At 36.8% G+C, this 23,158-nt stretch carries 23 protein-coding genes and 1 pseudogene; 10 read left to right on the top strand and 14 right to left on the bottom strand.

Annotated features, from left to right (window positions below; all coding sequences use genetic code 11):
* Nucleotides 1–35 precede the first annotated feature (35 nt).
* Complete coding sequence (helD, locus tag LG329_RS11905; RefSeq protein WP_404451036.1) at nt 36–2,348, bottom strand: RNA polymerase recycling motor HelD; 2,313 nt, start codon at nt 2,346–2,348, stop codon at nt 36–38.
* A 328-nt stretch (nt 2,349–2,676) separates the two neighbouring features.
* Here helD and LG329_RS11900 point away from each other — a divergent pair, with 328 nt between their 5' ends.
* Nucleotides 2,677–3,549 carry a YitT family protein gene (locus LG329_RS11900; RefSeq protein WP_404451035.1) on the top strand — a complete coding sequence of 291 codons (873 nt, stop codon included), beginning with the start codon at nt 2,677–2,679 and terminating at the stop codon, nt 3,547–3,549.
* Nucleotides 3,550–4,005: 456 nt separating this feature from the next.
* On the opposite strand, the gene LG329_RS11895 is transcribed toward LG329_RS11900, so the two are convergent.
* Nucleotides 4,006–4,473, bottom strand: coding sequence for an ASCH domain-containing protein (locus LG329_RS11895; protein WP_404451034.1), 468 nt, complete (start codon nt 4,471–4,473; stop codon nt 4,006–4,008).
* Nucleotides 4,474–4,488: 15 nt separating this feature from the next.
* A complete protein-coding gene (locus LG329_RS11890) occupies nt 4,489–4,983 on the bottom strand; it encodes a GNAT family N-acetyltransferase (protein WP_404456636.1) in 495 nt (164 codons plus the stop codon).
* Nucleotides 4,984–5,210: 227 nt separating this feature from the next.
* On the opposite strand from LG329_RS11890, the gene LG329_RS11885 reads away from it, so the two are divergent.
* Complete coding sequence (locus tag LG329_RS11885; protein ID WP_404451033.1) at nt 5,211–5,810, top strand: short chain dehydrogenase; 600 nt, start codon at nt 5,211–5,213, stop codon at nt 5,808–5,810.
* A 119-nt stretch (nt 5,811–5,929) separates the two neighbouring features.
* Here the strand turns inward: LG329_RS11885 and LG329_RS11880 are convergent, their stop codons facing one another.
* From LG329_RS11880 to LG329_RS11865, 4 genes are read right to left on the bottom strand one after another with little or no spacing between them, the layout of a single operon-like run.
* Nucleotides 5,930–7,144, bottom strand: a complete 1,215-nt coding sequence (locus LG329_RS11880) for a hypothetical protein (protein WP_404451032.1) — start codon at nt 7,142–7,144, stop codon at nt 5,930–5,932.
* 12 nt (nt 7,145–7,156) lie between these two features.
* Nucleotides 7,157–7,990 carry a hypothetical protein gene (locus tag LG329_RS11875; RefSeq protein WP_404451031.1) on the bottom strand — a complete coding sequence of 278 codons (834 nt, stop codon included), beginning with the start codon at nt 7,988–7,990 and terminating at the stop codon, nt 7,157–7,159.
* Nucleotides 7,987–8,676, bottom strand: coding sequence for an ATP-binding cassette domain-containing protein (locus LG329_RS11870; protein WP_404451030.1), 690 nt, complete (start codon nt 8,674–8,676; stop codon nt 7,987–7,989). The genes LG329_RS11875 and LG329_RS11870 overlap by 4 nt, the downstream gene beginning before the upstream one ends.
* A 12-nt stretch (nt 8,677–8,688) precedes the next feature.
* Nucleotides 8,689–9,063, bottom strand: a complete 375-nt coding sequence (locus LG329_RS11865; RefSeq protein WP_404451029.1) for a GntR family transcriptional regulator — start codon at nt 9,061–9,063, stop codon at nt 8,689–8,691.
* 294 nt (nt 9,064–9,357) lie between these two features.
* Here LG329_RS11865 and LG329_RS11860 point away from each other — a divergent pair, with 294 nt between their 5' ends.
* Nucleotides 9,358–9,747 (top strand): hypothetical protein, encoded by a 390-nt coding sequence (locus LG329_RS11860; protein ID WP_404451028.1) that lies wholly within the window; start codon nt 9,358–9,360, stop codon nt 9,745–9,747.
* A gap of 203 nt (nt 9,748–9,950) precedes the next feature.
* Here LG329_RS11860 and LG329_RS11855 read toward each other — a convergent pair whose 3' ends face one another.
* From LG329_RS11855 to LG329_RS11845, 3 genes and pseudogenes are all read right to left on the bottom strand, one after another.
* A complete protein-coding gene (locus tag LG329_RS11855) occupies nt 9,951–11,252 on the bottom strand; it encodes a transposase (protein ID WP_404451027.1) in 1,302 nt (433 codons plus the stop codon).
* 345 nt (nt 11,253–11,597) lie between these two features.
* Entirely contained in the window at nt 11,598–13,124 is a 1,527-nt protein-coding gene (locus LG329_RS11850; RefSeq protein WP_404451025.1) for a UDP-N-acetylmuramoyl-L-alanyl-D-glutamate--2,6-diaminopimelate ligase, read from the bottom strand.
* Nucleotides 13,125–13,235: 111 nt separating this feature from the next.
* Nucleotides 13,236–13,608 (bottom strand): annotated as a pseudogene (locus LG329_RS11845) (BCCT family transporter); the annotation flags it as partial.
* 289 nt (nt 13,609–13,897) lie between these two features.
* Here LG329_RS11845 and LG329_RS11840 point away from each other — a divergent pair.
* Nucleotides 13,898–14,293, top strand: a complete 396-nt coding sequence (locus LG329_RS11840) for a VOC family protein (protein ID WP_404451024.1) — start codon at nt 13,898–13,900, stop codon at nt 14,291–14,293.
* Nucleotides 14,294–14,431: 138 nt separating this feature from the next.
* Here LG329_RS11840 and LG329_RS11835 read toward each other — a convergent pair whose 3' ends face one another.
* Nucleotides 14,432–15,379, bottom strand: a complete 948-nt coding sequence (locus tag LG329_RS11835; RefSeq protein WP_404451023.1) for an MBL fold metallo-hydrolase — start codon at nt 15,377–15,379, stop codon at nt 14,432–14,434.
* A gap of 144 nt (nt 15,380–15,523) precedes the next feature.
* Between LG329_RS11835 and LG329_RS11830 the strand changes: the two genes are divergently transcribed.
* Nucleotides 15,524–15,976 carry a hypothetical protein gene (locus LG329_RS11830; RefSeq protein ID WP_404451022.1) on the top strand — a complete coding sequence of 151 codons (453 nt, stop codon included), beginning with the start codon at nt 15,524–15,526 and terminating at the stop codon, nt 15,974–15,976.
* Between the two features lie 64 nt (nt 15,977–16,040).
* Entirely contained in the window at nt 16,041–16,655 is a 615-nt protein-coding gene (locus tag LG329_RS11825) for a spore coat protein (RefSeq protein WP_404451021.1), read from the top strand.
* Nucleotides 16,656–17,009: 354 nt separating this feature from the next.
* Here the strand turns inward: LG329_RS11825 and LG329_RS11820 are convergent, their stop codons facing one another.
* Both LG329_RS11820 and LG329_RS11815 read right to left on the bottom strand, forming a co-directional pair.
* Nucleotides 17,010–17,177, bottom strand: coding sequence for a hypothetical protein (locus LG329_RS11820; protein WP_404451020.1), 168 nt, complete (start codon nt 17,175–17,177; stop codon nt 17,010–17,012).
* A 191-nt stretch (nt 17,178–17,368) separates the two neighbouring features.
* A complete protein-coding gene (locus LG329_RS11815; RefSeq protein WP_404451019.1) occupies nt 17,369–18,862 on the bottom strand; it encodes a peptide MFS transporter in 1,494 nt (497 codons plus the stop codon).
* Between the two features lie 368 nt (nt 18,863–19,230).
* On the opposite strand from LG329_RS11815, the gene LG329_RS11810 reads away from it, so the two are divergent.
* From LG329_RS11810 to LG329_RS11795, 4 genes are all read left to right on the top strand, one after another.
* Nucleotides 19,231–21,168 (top strand): LTA synthase family protein, encoded by a 1,938-nt coding sequence (locus tag LG329_RS11810; RefSeq protein ID WP_404451018.1) that lies wholly within the window; start codon nt 19,231–19,233, stop codon nt 21,166–21,168.
* Between the two features lie 124 nt (nt 21,169–21,292).
* Nucleotides 21,293–21,466 carry a YfhD family protein gene (locus tag LG329_RS11805; RefSeq protein WP_404451017.1) on the top strand — a complete coding sequence of 58 codons (174 nt, stop codon included), beginning with the start codon at nt 21,293–21,295 and terminating at the stop codon, nt 21,464–21,466.
* A gap of 15 nt (nt 21,467–21,481) precedes the next feature.
* Complete coding sequence (locus LG329_RS11800; protein ID WP_404456634.1) at nt 21,482–21,733, top strand: DNA alkylation repair protein; 252 nt, start codon at nt 21,482–21,484, stop codon at nt 21,731–21,733.
* 187 nt (nt 21,734–21,920) lie between these two features.
* Nucleotides 21,921–22,469: a nucleotidyltransferase domain-containing protein gene (locus tag LG329_RS11795; RefSeq protein WP_404451016.1), complete on the top strand. Its 549-nt coding sequence runs from the start codon at nt 21,921–21,923 to the stop codon at nt 22,467–22,469.
* A gap of 38 nt (nt 22,470–22,507) precedes the next feature.
* Here LG329_RS11795 and LG329_RS11790 read toward each other — a convergent pair whose 3' ends face one another.
* Entirely contained in the window at nt 22,508–23,086 is a 579-nt protein-coding gene (locus LG329_RS11790; protein ID WP_404451015.1) for a cysteine dioxygenase, read from the bottom strand.
* Nucleotides 23,087–23,158: the final 72 nt, after the last annotated feature.

Below are 23,158 nucleotides of genomic sequence, written 5' to 3'. Positions count from 1 at the left end.
TTAAAAGGGAATTCCGTTTATGGAATTCCCTTAGTTTATTCGCCTAATATTTTATACTTTTCGGATGGGGATTCTTGTATGAAAGCACATGGTTCATTTATCGTAAACATAATAAGTTCATGCATTGCTCTTGTACAAGCCGTATAGAAGAGGTTTCTCGAAGATTCACCTGCATATTGTTGATGTGATGCATCAGGTATGATTACCGCATCAAATTCAATCCCTTTTGCCCAATAGACCGGAAGAATCAGTACTCCTTTTTGGAAAGTATGTGTATCTTCATCTATTAGTTTAACAGACAATTTTCCGCTTAATAAATCAAATAACGCTTCACTTTCTTTTAATGTTTTACAGATAATTGCTATTGTTTCATGACCATCTTCGAGTAGCTTATTTACCATTTTAATCAACTGTTCATTTCTATTTGCACTACTTTCAACCTTCACAAGTTCAGGCTTTTCACCATCCCGGTTAAACGGTTGAATTAATTCCCCTCCAGCGGCAAAACATCTGGTAAATTCAACAATTTGCTTAGTAGAACGATAACTTTGGTTCAAACTGATTGTTTCGTACCTCTCTCTTATCTCCTCCGGTAAAAATGCATATTCCTGTGTTGCATGTTGATATATTCCCTGGTTTAAATCTCCCAATAAAGTCATTTTTGTAAAAGGAAATACTTGTTGAAAATACGCATATTGAAATGCAGAATAATCCTGAGCCTCATCAATAAACAGATGCCGTATAGATCGATCTGCAGTGTCACCTATCAGGAGACCTTGGAAGTATACAAATGGTGTTGCATCCTCCCATGTTAAAAACTTATTAGACAGTTCCGCGAATGTTTGAACACAAATTTTATCCCAATGTAAAGGTTGTTCACTAAAGTTCCATTCACTAAATAATTTCCGATAAGTCGCAAGTATGTGCACAAAGCCCATTTTCCTTACTTGTTTTTTTATGGATGCAAATCTTTTTCTAACCAATTCTTTCCTTAAATAGTTTTCTTCGTTAATTAATGTATCATGATCTTCACTATCACCTTCAACGTTTCGGTGTGCTCGAAGGAAATCCTCTTTATCTAACAACTCTATCTCATCTAATACCCAGTCTTCTTTCTGCTCTTGCTTCTGAAGTTTGCTTATTTCTTTTATTAACCATTTCGAAACGAGTTCCATCCGATTCGGTATAGCTATTGATTGATCTAGTGAGTAAAAATACTCACTAATTTGTTCTTTCGATACAAGAACTTGTTTACGGAAAGTGATATTTTTAAAAAGTAAACCGTCTTGACCTAACTTAGAAACAAAGCCATCGATTACATCTTTAAACTCTATACTTGATTTATAATTAATACTTTCCATTTTAATAGCATAATTACTATCTTTTTCCCCTGTTAAGACAGTTTCCATTTGTTTGAATGGTGATTCAATAGAAATATGTGACTCGATTTTTGCTTCTAGGTAATCTAAAAAGGTAGTTTGTCGCATATTTTCCTCCCCTAATTCAGGAAGGACTTTCGCAACATAACTTGCAAACAATGGATTTGGTGAAAATAGAATAATGTTTTCTCCGCTAAGCACTTCACGGTAACGATACATCAAATATGCAATACGTTGTAGGGCCGCCGAGGTTTTCCCGCTTCCCGCCACACCTTGAACGATAAGATACTTACTAGTTTCATTACGTATTATTTGGTTTTGCTCTTTTTGTATAGTTGCTACAATACTTTTCATGGAAGTGCTGGCGTTATTTCCAAGTGCCTGTTGTAGAAGCTTATCTCCAATGGTTACACCTGTATCAAACATTCCAGTGAGATATCCATTCTTTATGATGAATTGTCTTTTCAATGTAACTTCACCTGTAATAGTGCCCTCCACCGTTTCATAGGACGCTTCACCGGGTGAAAAATCATAGTACATACTAGAAATAGGGGCACGCCAATCATATATTAAAAAATTTTCATCTTCCTTATCCATCATGGAAGCTACACCAATGTATATCTGATCTTCATTAGACTCCCTGTCTTCTAAAAAATCAATTCGACCAAAATATGGTGACTCTTTTAGTTTATTTAATGTTTTAAGGTGTTCATTAAGTTTTCCATGACCTCTTTCTTTGTCTGATAGTAGTTCTGCTTGTTGTTTTATACTAGCTTGCGTTTCGATTACATCATCGGGCTCATCCAAGTTCACCTTAACATCTTCCCAAAAGTCTTTCCTGAGATTGATAACACTCTCTTTCAGTCCCTGGGCTTTATGATACAATCCAGCTGCCTTTTTCTTAATTTCACGCACTACATTATCCACTCGACGTTGCTCAGCAGCACGGTCGTCAGCTTTTCGATTCATTAAACCAACCCCATTTCAAATAATTTCACGCGCGTCAGTTGACTTTACAAAATATCAATGTTATAATTAAATAGATGATATTTATATGTTTTATTAAAAATAAGTCAACAGTATTCCTATCTTACCACTATAATTCATCTATGGCAATATGAATTATCATTTTTTAATTGATTTTCTTTTTACAAAATAGCTAACCCGACCTTTGGAATTCCAGAGGTCGGGTTTTTTGATTAAATTGACATGCAACCGAAACAAATTTAAACTTAACAAGCCTGCATTAATGTCGAAAAGCAGACTTCTTTGTTCAACAGAAAGGAATTACATAGAAATGAAAGAAAAACAACCAAGAGTAAATCGCGTAATTATTGAATACACACTTATTATAGTAGGAGCTACACTTGTAGCGCTTTCCTATAATATGTTTTTATTGCCTTCTAAGCTTGCTGCAGGAGGAATATCCGGGATCAGTACGATATTATTCGAATTATATGGGCTAAGTCCTGCCTATACACAGTTCTTAATTAATATCCCTGTTTTTATCATCGGATTACTAATTCTAGGTAAGGACTTTGGGGGAAAAACATTATTAGGGACTTTCTGGGTGCCGTTCATTATTTGGTTAAGTGCTGATATCCCGTACACCATTACGAATCCCCTATTAGGAGCAATATATGGTGGGATTGTGCTTGGCATTGGCCTTGGGACAGTGTACAAAGGAAATGGTTCGACAGGTGGTACCGCAGCAATCGCCCAAATCGTAAAAAAGTTCACTGGTTTATCGAGTGGATATTCCCAACTAATTGTAGATGGTGCAGTGGTTATCTCCTCCATAATCGTATTTAATTTAGAGCTTACTCTATTTGCTTTAATGTGTATTTATGTAACAAGTAAAGTAATCGATCGGGTTCAATTGCGTACATCCTCAACCAAGCTTATTCTGATCATTACTGAGAAAGAAGAAAAAGTACAATCACTTATTAAAAATGAAATTGATCGTGGCCTAACAAAAATCCGGACAGTTGGCGGCTATTCGAATCAAAATAAAACCATGCTGTTATGTGTTACTGAAAAATCAGAAGCCGTGTATTTAAAAAAGCTTCTCCAAAAAGAGGAACCAACCTCATTCGTCATATTTATCAATGCATCAGAGATACTTGGTCGCGGCTTTTCATTGGACAAATACTACGGTCAAAAGCTATAAGAAAAAGGCTTTCATCTTAACGGGTTCCGTTACCTATCACAAACATTAAAAATGCACTATAAAATGACCATCAATTTGAATACTAATTTGATGGTTTTTTGATTGGTGTAATAGTATTTTCGGTTAAATACCCAATAAAATTGGCATACATAAAAGCATGAACCTGAATAAAGGAATACCAAAATTTATTTCAAGGACATCAGATACCTTATTTTATAGATAACAGACAATATTAAGGTGTTAAACGGACACTAGGTTCCTTATTTGGAAGGAATAGCCCCATTATACTTTGATATATGTTAAATAGGGTATCGTATGTCCGCATAACCCCCAAAATCACTATTTTAATAGAAATAGCGGATCCTATGTCCTCCAGTTCCAGTTATTATAACTAACAAGGTGTTTTGCGATAGGTTTCTGAACAGAAAGCATTTGAACCACTTCTAGCCGATTCCGTTAGTTTTTATATATGACTTTAAATTCCTCACAAACTACCAACATGTTTTCATCAAACTCTTTTTCTATTTCCTTCAATTCGTTTGAGAAAAATTCGACATGAACACGTCTCCAGTAATTGTAGGATTTGTCTCCTTCACCTTCTTTTGCGGCAAACTCAGCACTGACTTGATTAAAAGGTAATACCTGTACATCAATCGTTTCTGTAAGTGCTTCCGCTTCACCATCCCAATCAGTAATGATATTTAATTCACCTTTAAATGGTAATGGATCGTTGTCCACTTCATAAAGCATGTGTAATGAACATGTTGCTGTTTTCTCGCCATCCTTTACCAGACCCGCTAATTCTTCCGCTAAGGTTGCATCGCTCCCAAATGCCCATGATGTATATTCTTTATTTTCACGTTCTGATGCAGGTAGGCTATGTAAATAGTTTTCCCACATTGTTTCTACTGATTTTTTAACCATTTAAATTCTCCCTTTCTATCGTTTACACGAATACAAATAAACATCTTTCCCCCACCTATGAACAGTACCTTCACATTTCATGCCAATACGCTCTGCCACCTTAATAGATGGTTCATTTTCGAGGTCAATTAGTGAAATTAATTTGGCGTAGTTTTTTTCCTTAAAGCCGTAATTTTTACATGCTAAAGCAGCCTCCGTAGCATATCCATTCCCCCACGCACTTCGCTTGAAAAGGTAACCAATCTCCATCATTACGTCATCTTCAAATTTCTGTGGTACAATCCCACACTGCCCAAGAAATTCACCTGATTCTTTATCTTCCACAATCCATAACCCAATACCATAATTCCTATAATTACTAAGCGTCCATTCTATCCATTTCATAGTTTCATCTTGATCTTTAGTTGATGGATAATGTGTCATTGCGATCGGGTCACTGAAGATTTCCATGAGATAATCGGCATCTCCCATATTCATTTCTCTTAACCGCAACCTTCTTGTCGTAATCATCAAATTAATCCCTCCCTTCACATCCAAAATGCCCATTCACACATAAAATTTATTGTATGACATAGATTTATATACAGAGGAATATAAAAAATTTATTGTATAGCATTAAAGAAACCTAACGTTAATAATATACATTGAATATTCGATAAAGTAAAACTTCATTCAGTGGGGGCTTTTTCTTCCCACACAAGTCAAGATAATGTTATGTAGGAGAGGGGTTAAACAATATGAAAATACTTGTGATCGGTGCTAGCGGAACGATAGGAAAAAAAGTTATCAAAGAACTAGGACGGGAACATGATCTTATTTGCGCTGGAAGAAATGGTTCTGATATATCAGTTGATATTACATCTCAGGATAGTATCAAAAACATGTATGAACAAGTTGGAAAAATTGATGCCGTTGTTAACGCAGCAGGTGGCGCAAACTTCAGTCCACTTACAGAACTGACACCAGAGAAAAACGAAAAGGGTATCCAAAGTAAATTGAAAGGTCAAGTCAATTTAGTACTACTAGGATTAGACTACGTGAATAATAATGGGAGCTTCACCTTAACTACCGGCATTATGATGGATGACCCTATACTACAAGGGGCATCCGCAGCAATGGCAAACGGCGGGGTTAAAGCATTTGTAAAATCAGCGTCAATTGAAATGCCAAGAGGTATACGAATAAACAGTGTTAGTCCTAACGCCGTTCAAGAATCATGGGATAGACTCCGTGATTACTTCCCAGGATTTGAACCTGTTCCTGCAGGTCGTGTGGCAATCGCCTTTAAAAAGAGCGTTTACGGTGCCCAAACCGGACAGAATTACGAGGTTTATTGAAAAGAACCACGCAAGGCTAAAAGGACATGAATTCCTTAAAAGATTCCTTTCAAGATCTATAAAAGAATAAACTAGAAAAGAGAGCTTGCTTTAATTATAAAGCAAGCTCTCTTTCTGACCTATTTTATCAACATTTCGAACAGGTATAACTCAAATTGATCTGTATTTTCAGGCGGATCCTTTCTTATTACTTCACCCTCGTAAAGTGTTTCACCAGTTTCTACATCAATAACGGTAACACTAGCCTTTGTTTTTAAATTCGTAACATGTGTTGTCGCATACAACTTACCATCCTTAACAGCAATAATTGGCGGTTCCATATTATCTTTTATATTTGACAGCTCCACAGTGAATTCATTACCTACTTTATTTTTCTCTATATTATAAAGAGTAACAACTAGGTTTTTCTCGTTATAGCTTGTAAGGTAAATTGTTGAACCATCAAAAAAACTCACTTGACTTTCTTTCAAGCTATTCGGCAAATCAACCTCCTCTTTTTCTTTTGTTTCCAAATTGTAAGAGATAAGCTCTAGGGTTGTTTCCTCTAACCTTTTCGCCTGTTGTACAACCTTATTTTCTGTTTTTAAGAATACAAGATTTTTATGCGCTTGTTTAGGGTTCGTTTTGATTAAGCGTGCATCAATAAATGATTCTCCTTGTTGCTCAGGAATGGAAAAAATCGCTTCATGACTGATTATTCTTTTGGTAGATAAGTCAACCGTGTAAACATGTTTTCCGCTAATATGGCGTCCTTTTTCTCTAACCATATTTTGGGTAATCAGATTTAGCTTGTTATCAACGATCTGGACATCGTCAACAAACATATGCTGAATTTCTGAACTATCCGGAACTTTAATAGAAAAGGAAGTTGTACTACCCTTATCTTTGTCTAGCACGGATATAGCAAACTTATAATCACTTGATGCCAATCTACCTATTTCATACTCCACCTCTGCATAAGCGACAAACTGCTTGTTTTCAAAAAATGAATCTACCCCGATACCTTTACCTCTCATGAAATTACGATATTCTTCCTGCAGCTCCTTAATCATTGGCGCCGGATGTCCTTTTATTTGATCTAAAAATGAGGTATTACTTCTATATTCAGAACCATCAGAGGTGATTTTTAGTTTAGTATTAGCATTAACCATAGGTCCTCCCTCATGATAATTCCCTTCCAACACTAATGATTTTATTTCTTCTGCGTTACCGCTCTGCTTTTTAATGATAAACTCTGGGTATTGTTTCGCCGACATGGCAGAATTAACATAAAACGTTCCAATACCAAGCACAATTACAGCAACAATCGCCGTGAACTTCCAGTACTTTTTCATTCTACACACTCCCTATACAGTTATCTTTTTCTTTAATAAGAATCCGCTCATCCACAATGATCCTGTAATAATGATCAATCCCATTACGATCTCAAGTACAAACAATTCCATCGGATAGAGAAACCCATTAAGTACAAATTCATCCAAAAGTAGAGGTGAAATAAATACTGCTACAGCAACTAAGCAATATAGAATCCCAGCAAAAATCCCCTTCCACCTGAAGCTTCGTTCAAATAAGATTGCAGTAAATAGAATGGACACAACCATAAATCCTGCTCCATAATATAATATAAATTCAAGGATATTGTTTGGAACAATAATGTTTAATTGAGGTAAACTCGTTGTAATATTTTCGACACTCATATCCATTCGAAATCCACTTGGAACCATCCATTTCAAGATTGTTGATTCTATCGGGATCAAAATAAGTTGAAAAGCCACAAAGCCAAATGTCATTAATAAAATGTTCGTAATTTTAGCGAAAAAAACATTTAATCTAGTAGTTGGTAGCATTAACAACCGGTAAATAAATGTATTTTTCCCAAACCAATCACGATACCAAATTAGGAAAATATAGAACGCTACGGCTGCGACACATAAAGCAATTGGTCCCAAAAACCATGTACTTCTTATTATGTGCAGGAAACTCATTTGGCCAAATTGAGATAAAAATTCCGCTTTTGACATTAACTCTTCATATATCTTTTCATTGGCTATTCCTAGATATTTTTTTGATAACACAATAACTCCAGCGATTTGTGCAACAAGTGTAATACCTAGTAGGACTACAAATATTTTTACAGAACGATTGAATTCAAAATTGACCAGCTTCAAATAGCTTTTCATGCTTGATACACCTCTCTCATTACGTCCACCACAGACTTCCCTTCATTCTGCCTAGCTTCTTCTGCGTTGAACTCCTTTATAACAATCCCTTCATCTAATAGAACAACTTTATCGATTAGATGCTCAATATCATTTATTTCATGTGTTGTTATAATAACGCCACGACCTTCAATCAAATGACTTGTGAACACATTAGCTATCTGCTCCCGACTAAACATGTCAATTCCAGAGAACGGTTCATCCATTAATATGTAATCCACATCCATTGCAAGGCCAAGTAATAGGTTAACTTTTGCTGTATTCCCTTTTGATAACGAGGAAATTCTGTCACTTTCGTCTAGTTTAAAGAAACCAAGTAACTCGGTTGCACGCTTTTGGTTCCAGCATGTGTAAAAGTCATTCATGAACTCCATTGCTTCAGAAATTTTCATTTGCGGTAGCATCGTTATTGCATCTGGAATAAACGTAACTTTTTCGAATGATTTCTTATTAATTGTTTCACCATTTATTAATATTTGTCCTTTATTAATCGGTGTAAGTGCCATAATTGCGTTTAAAATAGTTGTTTTTCCAACTCCATTTATCCCTATTAAACAGGTGATCTCACCTTTATTTGCTGTAAATGAAACGCCTTTTAGTACTTCCTTACGACCAAACTTTTTAGTAAGTTCTTTTACTTCTATCATTTTCAAGCCCCCTTATTCATTGCCTACTGATGTATAGCTTTTTTCTACTAACCGAAGTAACTCCTCGATTGGAACATTAATTGATCGTACAGATGCCACAAAATCATCAACTGCTTGTTCTAACAATTCCTCTCGTACCTTTCCCAGGATTTTTTCATCACTAGTGATTTTACTTGGATGATTTCGCTCTGTATGGATCAAACCCTGCTCCTCCATTTCTTTGTACGCTCGCTGCGCAGTATTCGGATTAATTTTGATTCGATTCGCTAGTTCTCTTCTTGAAGGAATCTCTTCCCCAGGCGCCAATTCACCGATTGCAATTTGTTCCTTGAAGGATCGAACAACCTGCAGGTAGACTGGATCACGATTATTAAAGTTCACATTCATCTAAACAACTCCTATACAATCTTAGATGTGTATCATTTGCTTGTTTTAGTGTGTGTATTAAGTGGTTCATACATGTTATATGTGTATTATAGTCTTAATACACCAAGTTTGTCAATATTATTTTTTTAATACTCCATTACCTATATTTTTGGTATGCTAGGATTGTTAAATTATATATTTAAGGCTTAATATGAACATTGTTACTGACTGTTCATACTCAGTTCACAAAAGTACTTTATTATATTGTTATAATGGTTAAACCAATTACTTTGGAACGTAAAGGAGAGATAATTTTTGAATAAATACAGTAAAGTCTTACTAAGATTCTCAGCTGCATTCGCGCTAGTCGGTGCATTTCTCGGATCACATATGGCTGGTTCGGGCGGATATGAATTCAAGACTATACATGCTCATATCCTAGTTGTTGGCTGGCTGTCATTATTTGCATGGTCCGTTTTTTACAAAGTATTCACACCAGCAAATAAAATTCTATCAACGCTTCATGTGTGTTCAGCAATCATAGGTGCAATCGGATTAACATCTGGTATGTGGTTGTACTACGTAAGACCATTCGATTTGAATGATACGCTAACCAATGTATTTTTCATCGTTGGTGGGTCAATTATGCTATTAAGCTTCGCGTTCTTTTTTATCCTTACCTTTATGAAGACAGAAGAAGAGTAAGAAAAACCGGGCATAGACCGCCCGGTCCTTTTCTGTGCTAGAGAACATCCGTTAGTTTGTATTCCTGGCCATGTATTCCCTTGTAATACTCTGGATACATTTCTCCACCACAATGTTCGCATCTAAACTGAGGCGGATCCGTTGGATCACCGCCATCCATCAAATCAAAATCTCTAACTACATCATAAGGTATTTTTTCTTCCTCATGACACGTTAAACAAACAAAGTTGATTTTCGTTTTCTTTTTCGCTAAGTGGTCGTTCCCCTTTTTCTTTTTCCCTTTTTTGCGGTTTTTGGATTGGTGTGTAATAAGCTATCACCCTTTCTAAGTACTTTCTTGCTTCCTTGGTTAAAGCTACTTTTATTTCTAATTGTCCATTCTCAAGACAGACCTCTCCCTGATACACATAATAATTATTGCAGTGCGGGCATATTAGGGGATCTTTTTGTCCACCAGCGATAACACGTTCTCTCCATGTTTGACGGCGTATTGTTTTCCACACTTTTATGATCCAACGCCGCCTTCCTTCTTGCCACTTACTTAATAGCTTCTTACTTAGACGTTTACTTCTTCTTGAATACATACCATAGTGGCGTATTGTTTTAAATTGGTCATCTGGTATATGACGAATCAAACGACTGATAAAGGCTTCCACCGTCAGCGTTTCATGCTTTTCTTTCCCATCTGTTTTATCGATGTATTTAAAAGTCACCTGTTGTCCATCATATGCCTCGATCCGATTGACTCCAATCGCTGGTCGACGAATATAACGGCCAATGTAACGAAGTTGTTCCTTTATTTTCCCCTTCTGTTTCGGCGCATGCACATAGAAGCCTTCCCCATTTTCGGAAAAAGCCTTTTGCAGTCGTGGTTGTACACGCCTCTTTTCCTGTTTGGTTAAGTTCCTACGGATTAACTTTAATACCACCGTTTGCCATTGCTTTCGAAGCATTTGGAAAGGGATATAATCATAGTCCTTCCATTTTCCTTTTCTCGTTATCCCTCCCATGGTTACCAACATATGGACATGGGGATTAAAATTTACCCTGGAGCCAAATGTGTGTAATCCGGAAATGATACCTGGTGTCACCTTTGCCTTCTTTTGAAAAAAGTTTGTAATTAATTTAGCTGCCTCATCCATTAGCGGTTTCAAAAGATGACGGTGTAAAAGAAATATTTCCCGTAACCCTTCATCGATTGTAAAAATCATGTGCCGATGATTTACCTGTAAAACGTCTTCCGTTAATAATCGGCTCCACTCTTCACTTTCCCCAATAGAACAGGTCGTGCAAAAACGCCCTTTACACCGGAATGCTACTTTATGTACGTCGTTACAGCCCTCGCAAACAAAGAGTTTGAATCCATTTTTCATATCTCCACAGCCTTGAAATTTTTCTACCTCCTTCAGAACGACTGGGCGGATTTTTTCTCTGTGTTTCTTCTTGAATGTTTCCCAATGATTGTAGTTATCAAAAAAGATTCGTTTCAGAATATTTTTCTCCATACATAGAAACTACCACAGTTACCTTTACTGTAGTAGGGGTTAATTTTATACTTTCTTTCCTTTTAAGAAAAGCGCAAGCGCCCGTTAAGCGACCTCTGGACTGTGCCCACGCAACGTGGGTAGTTCGATGTTGCCACGCAAAGTGGCGGTTTTAATCGAACATTCCTTCCACCAGGAGATAAAGGAAACACGGTGAGCTAAGGCGAGCCGATGTTAACTTATCGTACGGAGGTGAAGGAAGTCCATTAGGCGCTGGGCGCTGGAGCTAGACAGACTTTCGTTTATACTTTCCTTGCTCTTAAACAAACAAGCCTGCTACCGATTAAAATCGATGGCAGGCTTGTTTTATAAATCCTGTTGTAATTCCATTCCATTATTAGACTTTAATTCATTATAATATTCCTGGATAATCATCTCATCAGAATGTGGTACTTTTTCTCCTTGTACGATCTGCGCTCCATTTATGCATCCGCCAGTAAGCACAATAACATCCCCCGTCATTCCTAAAGATAATGCTTCTTTCACACCATCCTCACGGTTTAATGTTGGATAGATATTTTTAGCCTGCGGATTTGAAAAACCAGCAAGAACTTGTGCAATAATTTTGTTTGGATCATTGTATCCTGGATGATCAACCGTTATCACAATAGAATCAGCTTCACCGTCCACCACATTTGCCATTTTTGGCATCTTGTTAAAGTCACGAATCCCGACTCCTGCTATCATCACAATCAGGCGATTGTATGTTAGTTTGTGAACTTCTGATAATAAGCTTCTAAGTGCTACAGGGGTATGCGCATAATCAAGAATAATTCCCCTTCCAGCAGTGCCTTCTTTGATAAGCTCAAACCTACCTTCTGGACTTTCAATATGTGATAATGCTTGTACAATATTCTCTGCAGAAAAACCCGCATCAAGTGCAACACACACTGCCGATAAAAGGTTTGCAACATTGTAACCACCAAAAACAGGTGTGCGGACATTAAATGTTTCACCCATGATTTCCAAATCAATTAATGAACCATTACCGTTTACTCTAATGTTCGTGGCTATGACGTCTGCGTTCGATACCTTTGATAAGCTATACGTGAAAATATCCCCTTTAAATGTTTCGAGAATTTCAGTGGCCATTCCATGGTCATCGACATTTACAACAGCCGTTTTCACCTGATCAAACAGTTTCAGCTTTGCCTTTTTGTAGTTATCGAAGTTCTTGTGGTATTCGATGTGTTCTGGAGACAGATTTGTGTGTACACCTACATCAAATTGAATACCCTCTACTCGCTTTTGTTCAACCGCAATAGAAGAAACCTCCATCGCTACAGCTTTATCTCCAGATGCATATAACTGGTCAAAAATATCATGGATATCAGATGATTCAGGAGTAGTTGGGGTGCTTTGCATAAAATCCAATTTACTTTTAGAACTCCATGCACCAGTCGTACCTATCGACCCAGTCGGCAACCCTAAAATATTCAATAGTGATTTTACATAGTTTGCGACTGTTGTTTTTCCATTGGTACCTGTTACACCAATAGTGTATAAATCCTTGTACCGGAAATCATGATAAATTCCTGCTAATTTTGCTACTGCAACTCGAACATTATCTACATATAGAAAAGTGCGATCAGGGAACCGTTGACTCATATCATTTAATGCCTTTTCATTATCGCCAAGCAAAACAGTTGCGCCTTGTTCGACTGCGTCCACCATAAAATCATGTCCATCATCATTCTGGCCTGCAATACAAACAAAAGCAGAACCATCGACAACTTTTCGAGAATCATACGTTATCGAGGAAATAAGGTTTTGCTTTTTCCCATATATTTTCAAAATACCTATTCCATTGTCTTTTTCGAAGTTTATATCCATAGTTGCACCTCGTTACAGTTTCACCTAAATCGATAGATACACGAAAATTTTAATATTACTTATTTTTGACTAAGAAAAACATGCTATTCGTCTCAATTTTTACTAACAAGGCTACTTAACACTATCACGACTTTCTTGTTTTACAGCCTTAAAGAAGGAGGCACCCATTAAAATAATAACTATCGAAAAGGGTAATGCTGCAATAATCAGGATTTTTTGCAACCCTTGTGTTCCTCCAAAATAAACCACAATTGCCACCACAGCTGACTGTGCTAAGCCCCAGACAATTTTCACTGAATTTGAAGGATTGATATGTCCATTCGTACTCAACATTCCAAGCACAAAGCGTTGCCGAATCAGCCGAAGTAATGAAAAAGAAAGCAACGACAATTATAGTTATAATCGACATCAATGTTCCTAATGGATACTCTTGTAAAACACCAAATGTCGATGTTTCCAATGAAAGCTCGGATATTTTCGCGACCAACCAAAATGCACTGAAATAAATTATGTTACATCTGCTGTGAATCCTGCAGATTTTTTGGTGCAACAGATCCCCAAATAACAACTGCAACGCACATAACATGTGCATACCATAAGACTATTGTTACATTCCTCATTACTCCACCTCGTATGTAGTTATTTTCATTTAAAAGCATTTGCCTTAATGTCAAAACATATACCCAAAATGTAGCCTTGTTAAACAACTTGGATACCATAGTTTCCTACCTTCCAAATTAAATGTACAATAAAGAAAATAGGAGGTAATAAGCATGAAAAAATTAGTACCACACATTAGAATTGAAAATTGCAAAGAAGAAGTGGAATATTACCAAAAGGCATTTGGTGGCGAAATTAAAAATACACAGCTTTCAGATGGAATTGAAATGTTTAAAGGTCACGAGGGTAAATACATCCATGCCGAACTACATATAAATGAGAACTGCATTCTTTACTTTGCTGATATTTTTGGTAATCAGCTGGTTAATGGAACCAATATGTTGCTTGGTCCAGACCTTGATAGTGAAGAGGAAATTACAAAGATATATGAATTTTTGGCTGAAGACGGAGAAATCAAGATGGAATTACAGGACACATTCTGGGGCGCCAAACACGCTATTGTTAAAGATAAGAACGGGATTTCATGGGAGCTGAATTATACCAAATAACTTGATTTGATGCCTGTCACTTGGCGAAAAGAATTCACCAAGTGACAGGTTTTTTTGGCAGAAAAGAAAACTTTCCTAACTGCATAAGCGCAACTATGACATTCGCCATAAAGTCTTGGCGAATGCCAAGTTTTCTAGTTACATTTTCACCTTTTGAAAGTAATCAATTATTCCTAATGCACTCACCTGCATGTCTAAATTTATTAAAAAGTACACATCATGATCATCTGGGACATTTAATTTTCGTAAATGTTCTTTGACATGAAACAACAACCTTGTTGCCAGTTCTGCGTAACCTTCTCCTGCAGCATAAACCCTTTCTCCCTCTTCCACAAAAACGTCCAGCCAATAGGTAGCCTGGTCCAATGCTTCATCAATCTCTTTTGTCATTCCAAAGTGACCATAATAAATCCGGTCAACATTTATCTCACCTACTCGATTTATAGCCTTTTGCATGGCCTCTGGGTCAAAATGGTTTGGTGATGTAGATGGTAGGAAAAAATTAACTCCATCACGAATTAACTGATCATAGCGGATTCCTATCGTATCACCGGTAAAAATACCATTGCTGATTGGATCATAAATACTAAAGTGATGCTTAGCATGACCTGGTGTATCCAGGAATTCAAGCGTACACTTAGCACCAATCTTCAACTCATCCCCTTCCCCCTTAATTAGTAAATTGTCTTCTGGAATGGGCACTATTGGATCAAACAATTCAGTGAAGCTATCTCCATACACAGCACGAGCACCCGCCGCAAGTTTTTTAGGATCGATTAAATGACGAGCCCCTTTCGGGTGAACAACTACTTTAGCATTTGGACAATCTTTTATTAATAGCCCTGCACCACCCGCATGGTCTAAATGAATATGTGTCACGATAATATATTTCACATCTGTTAAAGAAAAGCCTAGTGAATCTAAACCTTGCTTTACATATTTAATGGATGGACTTGGTCCTGTCTCAACTAAAGTAAGTTCTTCTTCGTCAATCACATATGTACCAGTTCGTTCTGGTTTTCCTAGGTCATATCCATCAATCAGGTAAATTCGATCCTCTATTCGGATAGGTCTTTTCGCTTCCATTACAAAACCCCCTGTTTAAATTAATTCCTGAGCTAATTATAACACGCCGTTGGTGGTGCCTGTCACTTGTCGAAAAATAACACAGTATAATGTATCAAAAATTTAACATACTAAGAAATATTATCCAATAGGAGGGTTTATAGTATGAAAAATATTTTTTACTTAGTATTAACAATTGTATTAGTGGCGACTGTAGCTTTAAATACTGGCGACGCGGGACAGGAAAATACAAATCAGAGCGAATCCACTAACAAACGGGATTCAGTCCAGGTGACAAGTATGAATTCTACACTGACTAAAGGGCTTGATAAGGTTCTTGTTTCATTAGGTGAATTAGAAAAAGTAGTTGGTGATACAGAAAACACTGAAAAAAGAATAGCTGCTACAAAAAAGCTAGGTGAAGACTGGGATCAAATCGAAAAACAGGTGGAAGAAAAATACCCAGAGGACTATGAAAACATTGAGAAAAGCTTATACCCACTCCTAGCTGAGGCAAAAAAGGAATACCCTAATACAGCAAACGTCAGACAATTGCTTGAGGCTACAACAGTAAAAGTGGAGGCTTTTAAGAGAAGCGTGGGTAAAACTTCCTCCTAAGCATCAGTATAAGAAGGTGGATTCAGCACAAAATAACTTCGACTACTTTTAAGGAGGCTTTTACGTGCAAAATCAAAATCAACAACAAAACCTACAGGGTACATCTCAAATGCCAGCACAGGTAAGCCATGGTGGACATGAGCTTTTCGACGCACACGAAGCATTGTCAACATTAACAGGTGGTTTGGAACAATATTTACTATATGAACAGCATATCAAAAGTCCAGAATTAAAAACGATGCAGCAACGCCATCGTACATTTTTGACTCAGCTTTATAACACAATTGTTGAGACAATGAAAACTGGTCAAGAACCAACTGTCAAAACGCAAACCTATAAGATGGAACAAAGTAATGATGTCATTTATGGGCTGCAACCATCTGCACCAAAGTCTCCAAGTCAATCTGTTAGTCAAATAAATGACGAATGTGTATCAGGGTATATGCTTGGAGTTATGAAATCAACGGCTTCAGCATTCACCATGACTTCACTCGAAGTTACTAATCCTGTTCTCAGACGTGTATTCGCTGACAGCGTTCCGAATATCGTCGAAATGGCATATGAAGTATTTTTATTTCAAAATAAAAATCAATATTACCAGGTTCCACAATTACCTCCACAGGATATGCAAATAATAATGAACAGCTTTGCACCTGTCCAAGGAACCATGCCACATTAGAAAGAAAAGCTAAGGCGACTGATCAGCGCCGTACAAATAGATAGGATTGTGAAAGTACGTCGAACTATACGTACCTTTCATCAAGACTAACTATTTGCTAGGCGCTAGGAGCCACAGCTAGACAGAGAAAAGCGAAGGCGACTGGTCAGAAGCGGACGCATAAGCAAAGGACCGCAAAACGCCTGGTTTTTGGTGTTTTGAGTGTCAATTGCTTATGACGGCAGCTTCTAGGAGCCACAGCTAGACAAGAAAAGCGAAGGCGACTGATCAGAAACCCGTCCGTTGCCTGACATGAAAAACAAAAACTACCTATTCGCACAAATACGAGTAGGTAGTTTTTGTCTTTTCGCAATTTTAATCCAGCAAGCGATTATTAGCATCTACATCGAATAATTTCGTTGGGTTGGTATCATTCAGCATACCCCCGCCATCGCAAATACTGCATTTATATTGCCAGCCTTCGTCATCCGCGAGCATACCAGTGCCTTCACAGGCCATACATGTATGTTCTCTATCAACCATCTAAAATCATCCCTTCCACGTATATTCGACAAAAATAGGGGAGTGCCTAACACAATTAGTTTTCGACATTCCATTAATAATATACGTATGTAAAAATAAAACCGCCTATTCGCAAAAAGGCAAATAGACGGTTTTATTATTCGACAAAAATCGGGAAGTGGCAGGCACTGCTTCCGCCACCGTTTCCGTTCCTACAACACTCCGCGCATATAGGTTTGGATTTTTTTTGAGAAACTTAATAGTACAAAACCAGCTATCACAGCAAATCCACCAATTACACCAAAGTAAATGATCTCTGTTGAAGGATCATACAGTTTAACAATTTGAGCGTTTACTGCTTGTCCAGCTGCATTAGACATGAACCATAGACTCATGGTCTGTGCCGAGAATGCCTTAGGTGCTAATTTTGTTGTTGCTGATAATCCTACAGGTGATATACAAAGCTCACCAAGCACAACTAAGAAGAAGCTAAGTACTAGCCATAATGGACTTACAAGTGTTTCTGTACCATTAATCATAGCAGGGAAAATTAAAACCATAAACGATATTCCCCCAAGGATAATTCCTAAAGAAAACTTCGTCGGTGTTGATGGTTGACGATCTCCAAGCTTAATCCACAAAGTAGCAAATACTGGCGCTAGGAAAATGATAAATAGTGGATTCAATGATTGAAACCATGATGCATATAAATCAATGCCGGCAAAACTTAGTTCCGTACGTTCTTTAGCATACAATGCAAGGATGATTGAACCCTGCTCCTGAATTGCCCAGAATACCATAGATGCAATAAACAATGGAATATACGCAAGTATACGAGATTGTTCATCTTCGTTCGTTTTTGGACTTCGGTACATAACAATAAAGTATGCAGTTGGAATTGCAATACCTAAAAAGCTAACTAAATAAGTAAATGTTGTAATCGTTAGTATATTTGTTGGAATGGTAATAGCAAGTAAAATAGCAATAATGACTGCACCTATTCCAAACATTCTAATAACCTTTTTCTTCTCACCGTCCCCTAATGGGTTTGGTACATATGTTCCAGCGAGACCAAGATATTTCTTACGTGTTACAAGAAACACAATCAGACCAAGTAACATACCAAATGCCGCTATACTAAATCCATAGTGATAATTGTATTCTTGTCCAACTGTACCAACAATAAGCGGCGCAATTAATGCACCCATGTTGATTCCCATGTAAAAAATACTAAAGCCAGAGTCACGACGTTTATCCTCTGGGCTATACATGTCACCCACCACACTTGAAACGTTAGGTTTCAATAAACCTGTACCAATAATAATGAAGAACATCGATAAGAATAACCCTGAAACGCCCATTGGTAGTGAAAGGACGATATGACCAATCATGATTAAGACCCCACCATAGAAAACGGTTTGCTGGGTACCTAACAAACGATCTGCAATCCAACCACCAATTACGCCAGTCATATAAACAAGTGCACCATAGATCGCCATGATGGAAGTAGCAGTTTCCATACTAATTCCTAGTCCACCATCAACAACCTCGGTGTACATATAGAATAGTAAAATAGCGCGCATTCCATAATAAGAAAAGCGCTCCCAAAACTCAGTAAAAAATAGTGTGAATAAACCTTTTGGTTGTCCAAAAAACCCACGTTGAGGGACACTCTGGACAATCTTCTGTCGATCAAATTTCGCCATGATGTATGTAACTCCTTTGTAGTTTTTAGAAAAAATCGCATTTACCTCACTAGTGAATGACAATGTTTTTCTTAGACTTGTCTTTAGAAAGATATCTTAGAAAAAGTGCAAAGTGCGCATTTTTCTGTTAATTCAATCGGTACGTTAAACCGGGGAAAATTGCAACAGAACAATGATATTCGGACTTTTTTTATTTGTCAATTGACGAAAGTTTGTAAAAAATCTTAATTGAATTTCTATTTACATTTACATTACATATATGTACAATCTGTGAATACGCTTGAATCAAAAACGTTTTTCAGTTAAACTAAACAATCGATGTTCAAATAATGAGCTCGATTATAAAAATGAAAATTTGAGGTGAAACAATGAAGAATAAACTTTTTTCAAAGATGGGATTCTTTTTTGTTGCAGTACTTTTACTATGGATTAAATCTTATTTAATATATGTCTATGAATTTAACCTTGATATCCAAAATGGGATTCAGGAGTTTCTATTATTCTTTAACCCTCTTAGCTCAGCGCTAATATTTCTTGGGTTTGCTTTATTTGCAAAAGGAAAAAGGGCAGGAATATGGATCATTGTTATAGACTCTCTAATGAGCTTTATGTTGTATGCTAACGTTGTCTATTACCGTTCAGCTGCCGATTATATTACTCTACCAACACTTACACAAACTAGTAACTTCGGAAGTTTGGGTGGAAGTATTGCTAATTTAGTAGCTTGGCATGACTTATTCTACGCAGTAGATATCATTATTCTTATCGCACTATTTATATGGAGTAAGAATGATTGGTCTGTCGCTCGCATGCAGAAGAAAAAACCATTACTAGTTCTTGCAGCAGGAGTTATGGCTTTTTCTATTAATCTAGGATTAGCTGAAGCAGATCGTCCAGAACTTTTAACAAGAACTTTTGACCGTAATTATATTGTGAAATATTTGGGATCATACAATTTCGCTATCTATGACGCGCTTCAAACATTGCGCTCATCAACACAGCGTGTACTTGCAGATAGTAGTGATATTACAGAAGTAGAAAACTATACAAAAAACAAATATGCTGAACCAAATCCAGAATTATTTGGAGTTGCAGAAGGTAAGAACATCATCAAAATTCACCTGGAGTCCTTTCAATCATTCTTAATTGATTATGAGTTACACGGTGAAGAAGTCACACCATTTTTAAATTCATTGGTGCACGATGAAAGCAAAAACTTTACGTATTTTGATAACTTCTTCCATCAAGTAGCACAAGGGAAAACAGCTGATGCTGAGTTATTATTGGATACATCTTTATATCCTTTACCTCAAGGTGCAGCGTTTGTAACAAAGGGTAATAATACGTATCAAGCTTTACCAGCAATATTAAAACAAAATCAAGATTATACAAATGCAGTATTCCATGGTGACAACAAAAGCTTCTGGAATCGCGATGAGGTATATAAACAGTTTGGAATCGATAAATTCTTTGATTCAAGCTACTATAATATGACTGAAGAAAACGTCATAGGGTACGGCTTAAAGGATAAACCATTCTTCAAAGAATCAATGCCTATGCTTAAGTCGCTAGAAGAGCCATTTTATGCTCACATGATGACACTTACTCACCATCATCCATATTTAATTAGTCCGGAAGAGGCTTCTATAAAGCCTGCAGAAACTGGTGATCCATCTGTTGATCGATATTTCCAAACTGCAAGATACTTGGATGAAGCGTTGAAACAATTCTTTACTGACCTAAAAGAATCAGGGTTGTATAAGGATTCGGTTATCATGATTTACGGAGACCATTATGGGATTTCAGAAAATCATAATGCTGCTATGAAACAAATAACTGGTGAAAAGATCACCGATTTTAAACACACACAATTACAACGAGTTCCATATATGATTAAAATTCCAGGTGTAGATGGTAAAGGGACCGTTCATGAATATTCCAGTCAAGTTGATGTCATGCCAACGTTGCTTCATTTAGTTGGAATTAATGCTCAAGACTACATCCAATTTGGGACGGATATGTTTTCTAAAGGACACAAAGAGTATGTAGTGTTCCGGGATGGTGATTTTGTTACACCAGAATATACTGTTGCTTCAGGTAAGTTTTATGACAATGATACTGGTGAAAAGATTGAACCAACGAAAGAAATGAAAGAATTACAAGAAAAAGTACACCATGAATTAAAGCTGTCAGACAAAGTACTTTACGGTGACTTATTGCGTTTCTATACACCTAATAAAAATTGGGAACCTGTGGATACATCCAAATTTTCATACGGTAAAAACGCTAAACAAGAAGAAGAATAGTATTTAATGAATTAGTAAGAAGTAATCAAAGGAGGACTTTCTCCATTTGATTACTTCTTTTTTGTTTAATTAATTAGATTTTGCGTAAACTAACGGAAACTATTCTTGAAATGAGGTGGATCACATGGGAAGAGATGAACATAATCACTCAAAAGGTACGAATCATTTGGCTCAAACGCCAAAAAGCAATATAAAAGATGGCAGAGATGTTGAATTTATTGAGGAATTTGCGGACCACGAGGATAAAGAAGCACAAGTAAGAAGTGAGGCTGCAGATAAACGTGCAAAAGAGAAATAAAGGTAGGAGGTGTTAATCATGCAACAATACCTATGCCCCAATTGCAAAACAAATCGTTCACGGTTTAATCTAATTGAACAAATAGCAAAACCGGTCAAATTAGATCCACACTCTGGTGAAGTGACGAATGACTATTCCAGTGGCGACATTGAAGTATTTCATACACAGTACAACGGACCCAAATACAAAGTTCAATGTGGGTCATGCGGCCTTATTGAAGATGAGCAATCTTTTGTAAAATACGCAGAGTATAACCGTAAATCATAAGCTTTTTATCTAAAACAGTACCTCTCATGATGGGGAGATACTGTTTTTACATTTAGGTTTATTTTACTCAGGTATTTTTCAACTACCAATATGTTCATTATTTATTAGTTTAATTTGAATCAACGATTGAATATTTCCAACTCTTTCACTAACGGATTTGTTATACTTAAATCGTTGGAGGGATTGGATGGAAACAAAGTTAATGAAGTTATTAACTATATTAAATAATATAAATGTGACATGGGCCGTAGGTGGATCCTATATCCTTTCCTGTTATGGATTAGTCCGTACGGTAAATGACATTGACCTTTTGGTGGACAAGACAACTGCAGAAGAAGTGGAAATAACTTTATCAAAATACGCTAAAAAAGAAGAAACTATAAGCAAAGAACCCTTCCTGACCGAACACTTTTCTAACTTTAATCTTGATGGTACCTCTATTGATGTTATGGGTGGGTTTAATATAAGGCATCAGGAAGGGATTTATGATTTAACGTTTGACCATTTGTCTATTACAAACTACAAAAAAATAAGGAATGTACAGGTACCGCTGTCATCGTTAGAAGACTGGTATATCCTATACTCCCTTATTCCCGGCAAACAATATAAAGCAAATTTAATTGAAAGGTATTGGAATGTAAACGGCATAGAAAATCCATCTTTACTATATAGATCAATGGAAAAACCATTGCCGATTGATTTACGATTGAAATTAAACCAAATATTAAACATATAAATTTGGGACAAATTTCATTCTCCCATTTCTGTAAATCGCTATGATGTATACCCAATATTCTTCTTACGGACGGTATATGTATCTTTTTTATCAAGCGAGTCATATATTAGGAAGCTGTTCAGTCGTTTGCCATAAACATGAATGGTGATAGCTGTTTGGTCTCCATCCGCTTCAAGAATGTGACAATCGGCTGGTGGCAAAAGTTGAGCTGTACTTTGCTCACTTACAGTCAAAGATCCCGTATGACATAGCTTCATTACATCATCTGACATTTTCTCTACCTGTAAATAATTATCTACCTTGATTCTTCCAGAAAAAACACCTTCCACACCCCATGTTCCATCATGGTCATGCAACGGTGTGCGTTGTCCAGGTTTCCATACAAGCGCAATCACTTCAAAGCGATCTTGTGGATCGTGATACAATGAATACCGTGCATAATGGTTGTCATTCGATGTTAATTCTTCTGTTTGCAGCCATGATTTTGTTCGAACTAATTTCCCAACCAATCTTTCCGCTTCCTTCACCCGCTTAGCATCTTCCAGATTTCCCTCTACTACTGCTGTCATTTCCTTCACAAAATCAGTTAGACCATATTGATCACGAGTTTTTTCCAAGTAAATAGCTCCTCTCACATTTACAAATTCTACTAGTATCGTAGCATAAGTGTTGGATTAATCAATAGTTAC

Origin of the sequence: Virgibacillus necropolis (assembly GCF_044793635.1) — a bacterium.
GTDB classification, from domain to species: domain Bacteria; phylum Bacillota; class Bacilli; order Bacillales; family Amphibacillaceae; genus Virgibacillus_F; species Virgibacillus_F necropolis_A.
Note: the sequence above shows the minus strand (reverse complement) of the source record. Positions and strands in the feature narration are given on the sequence as shown.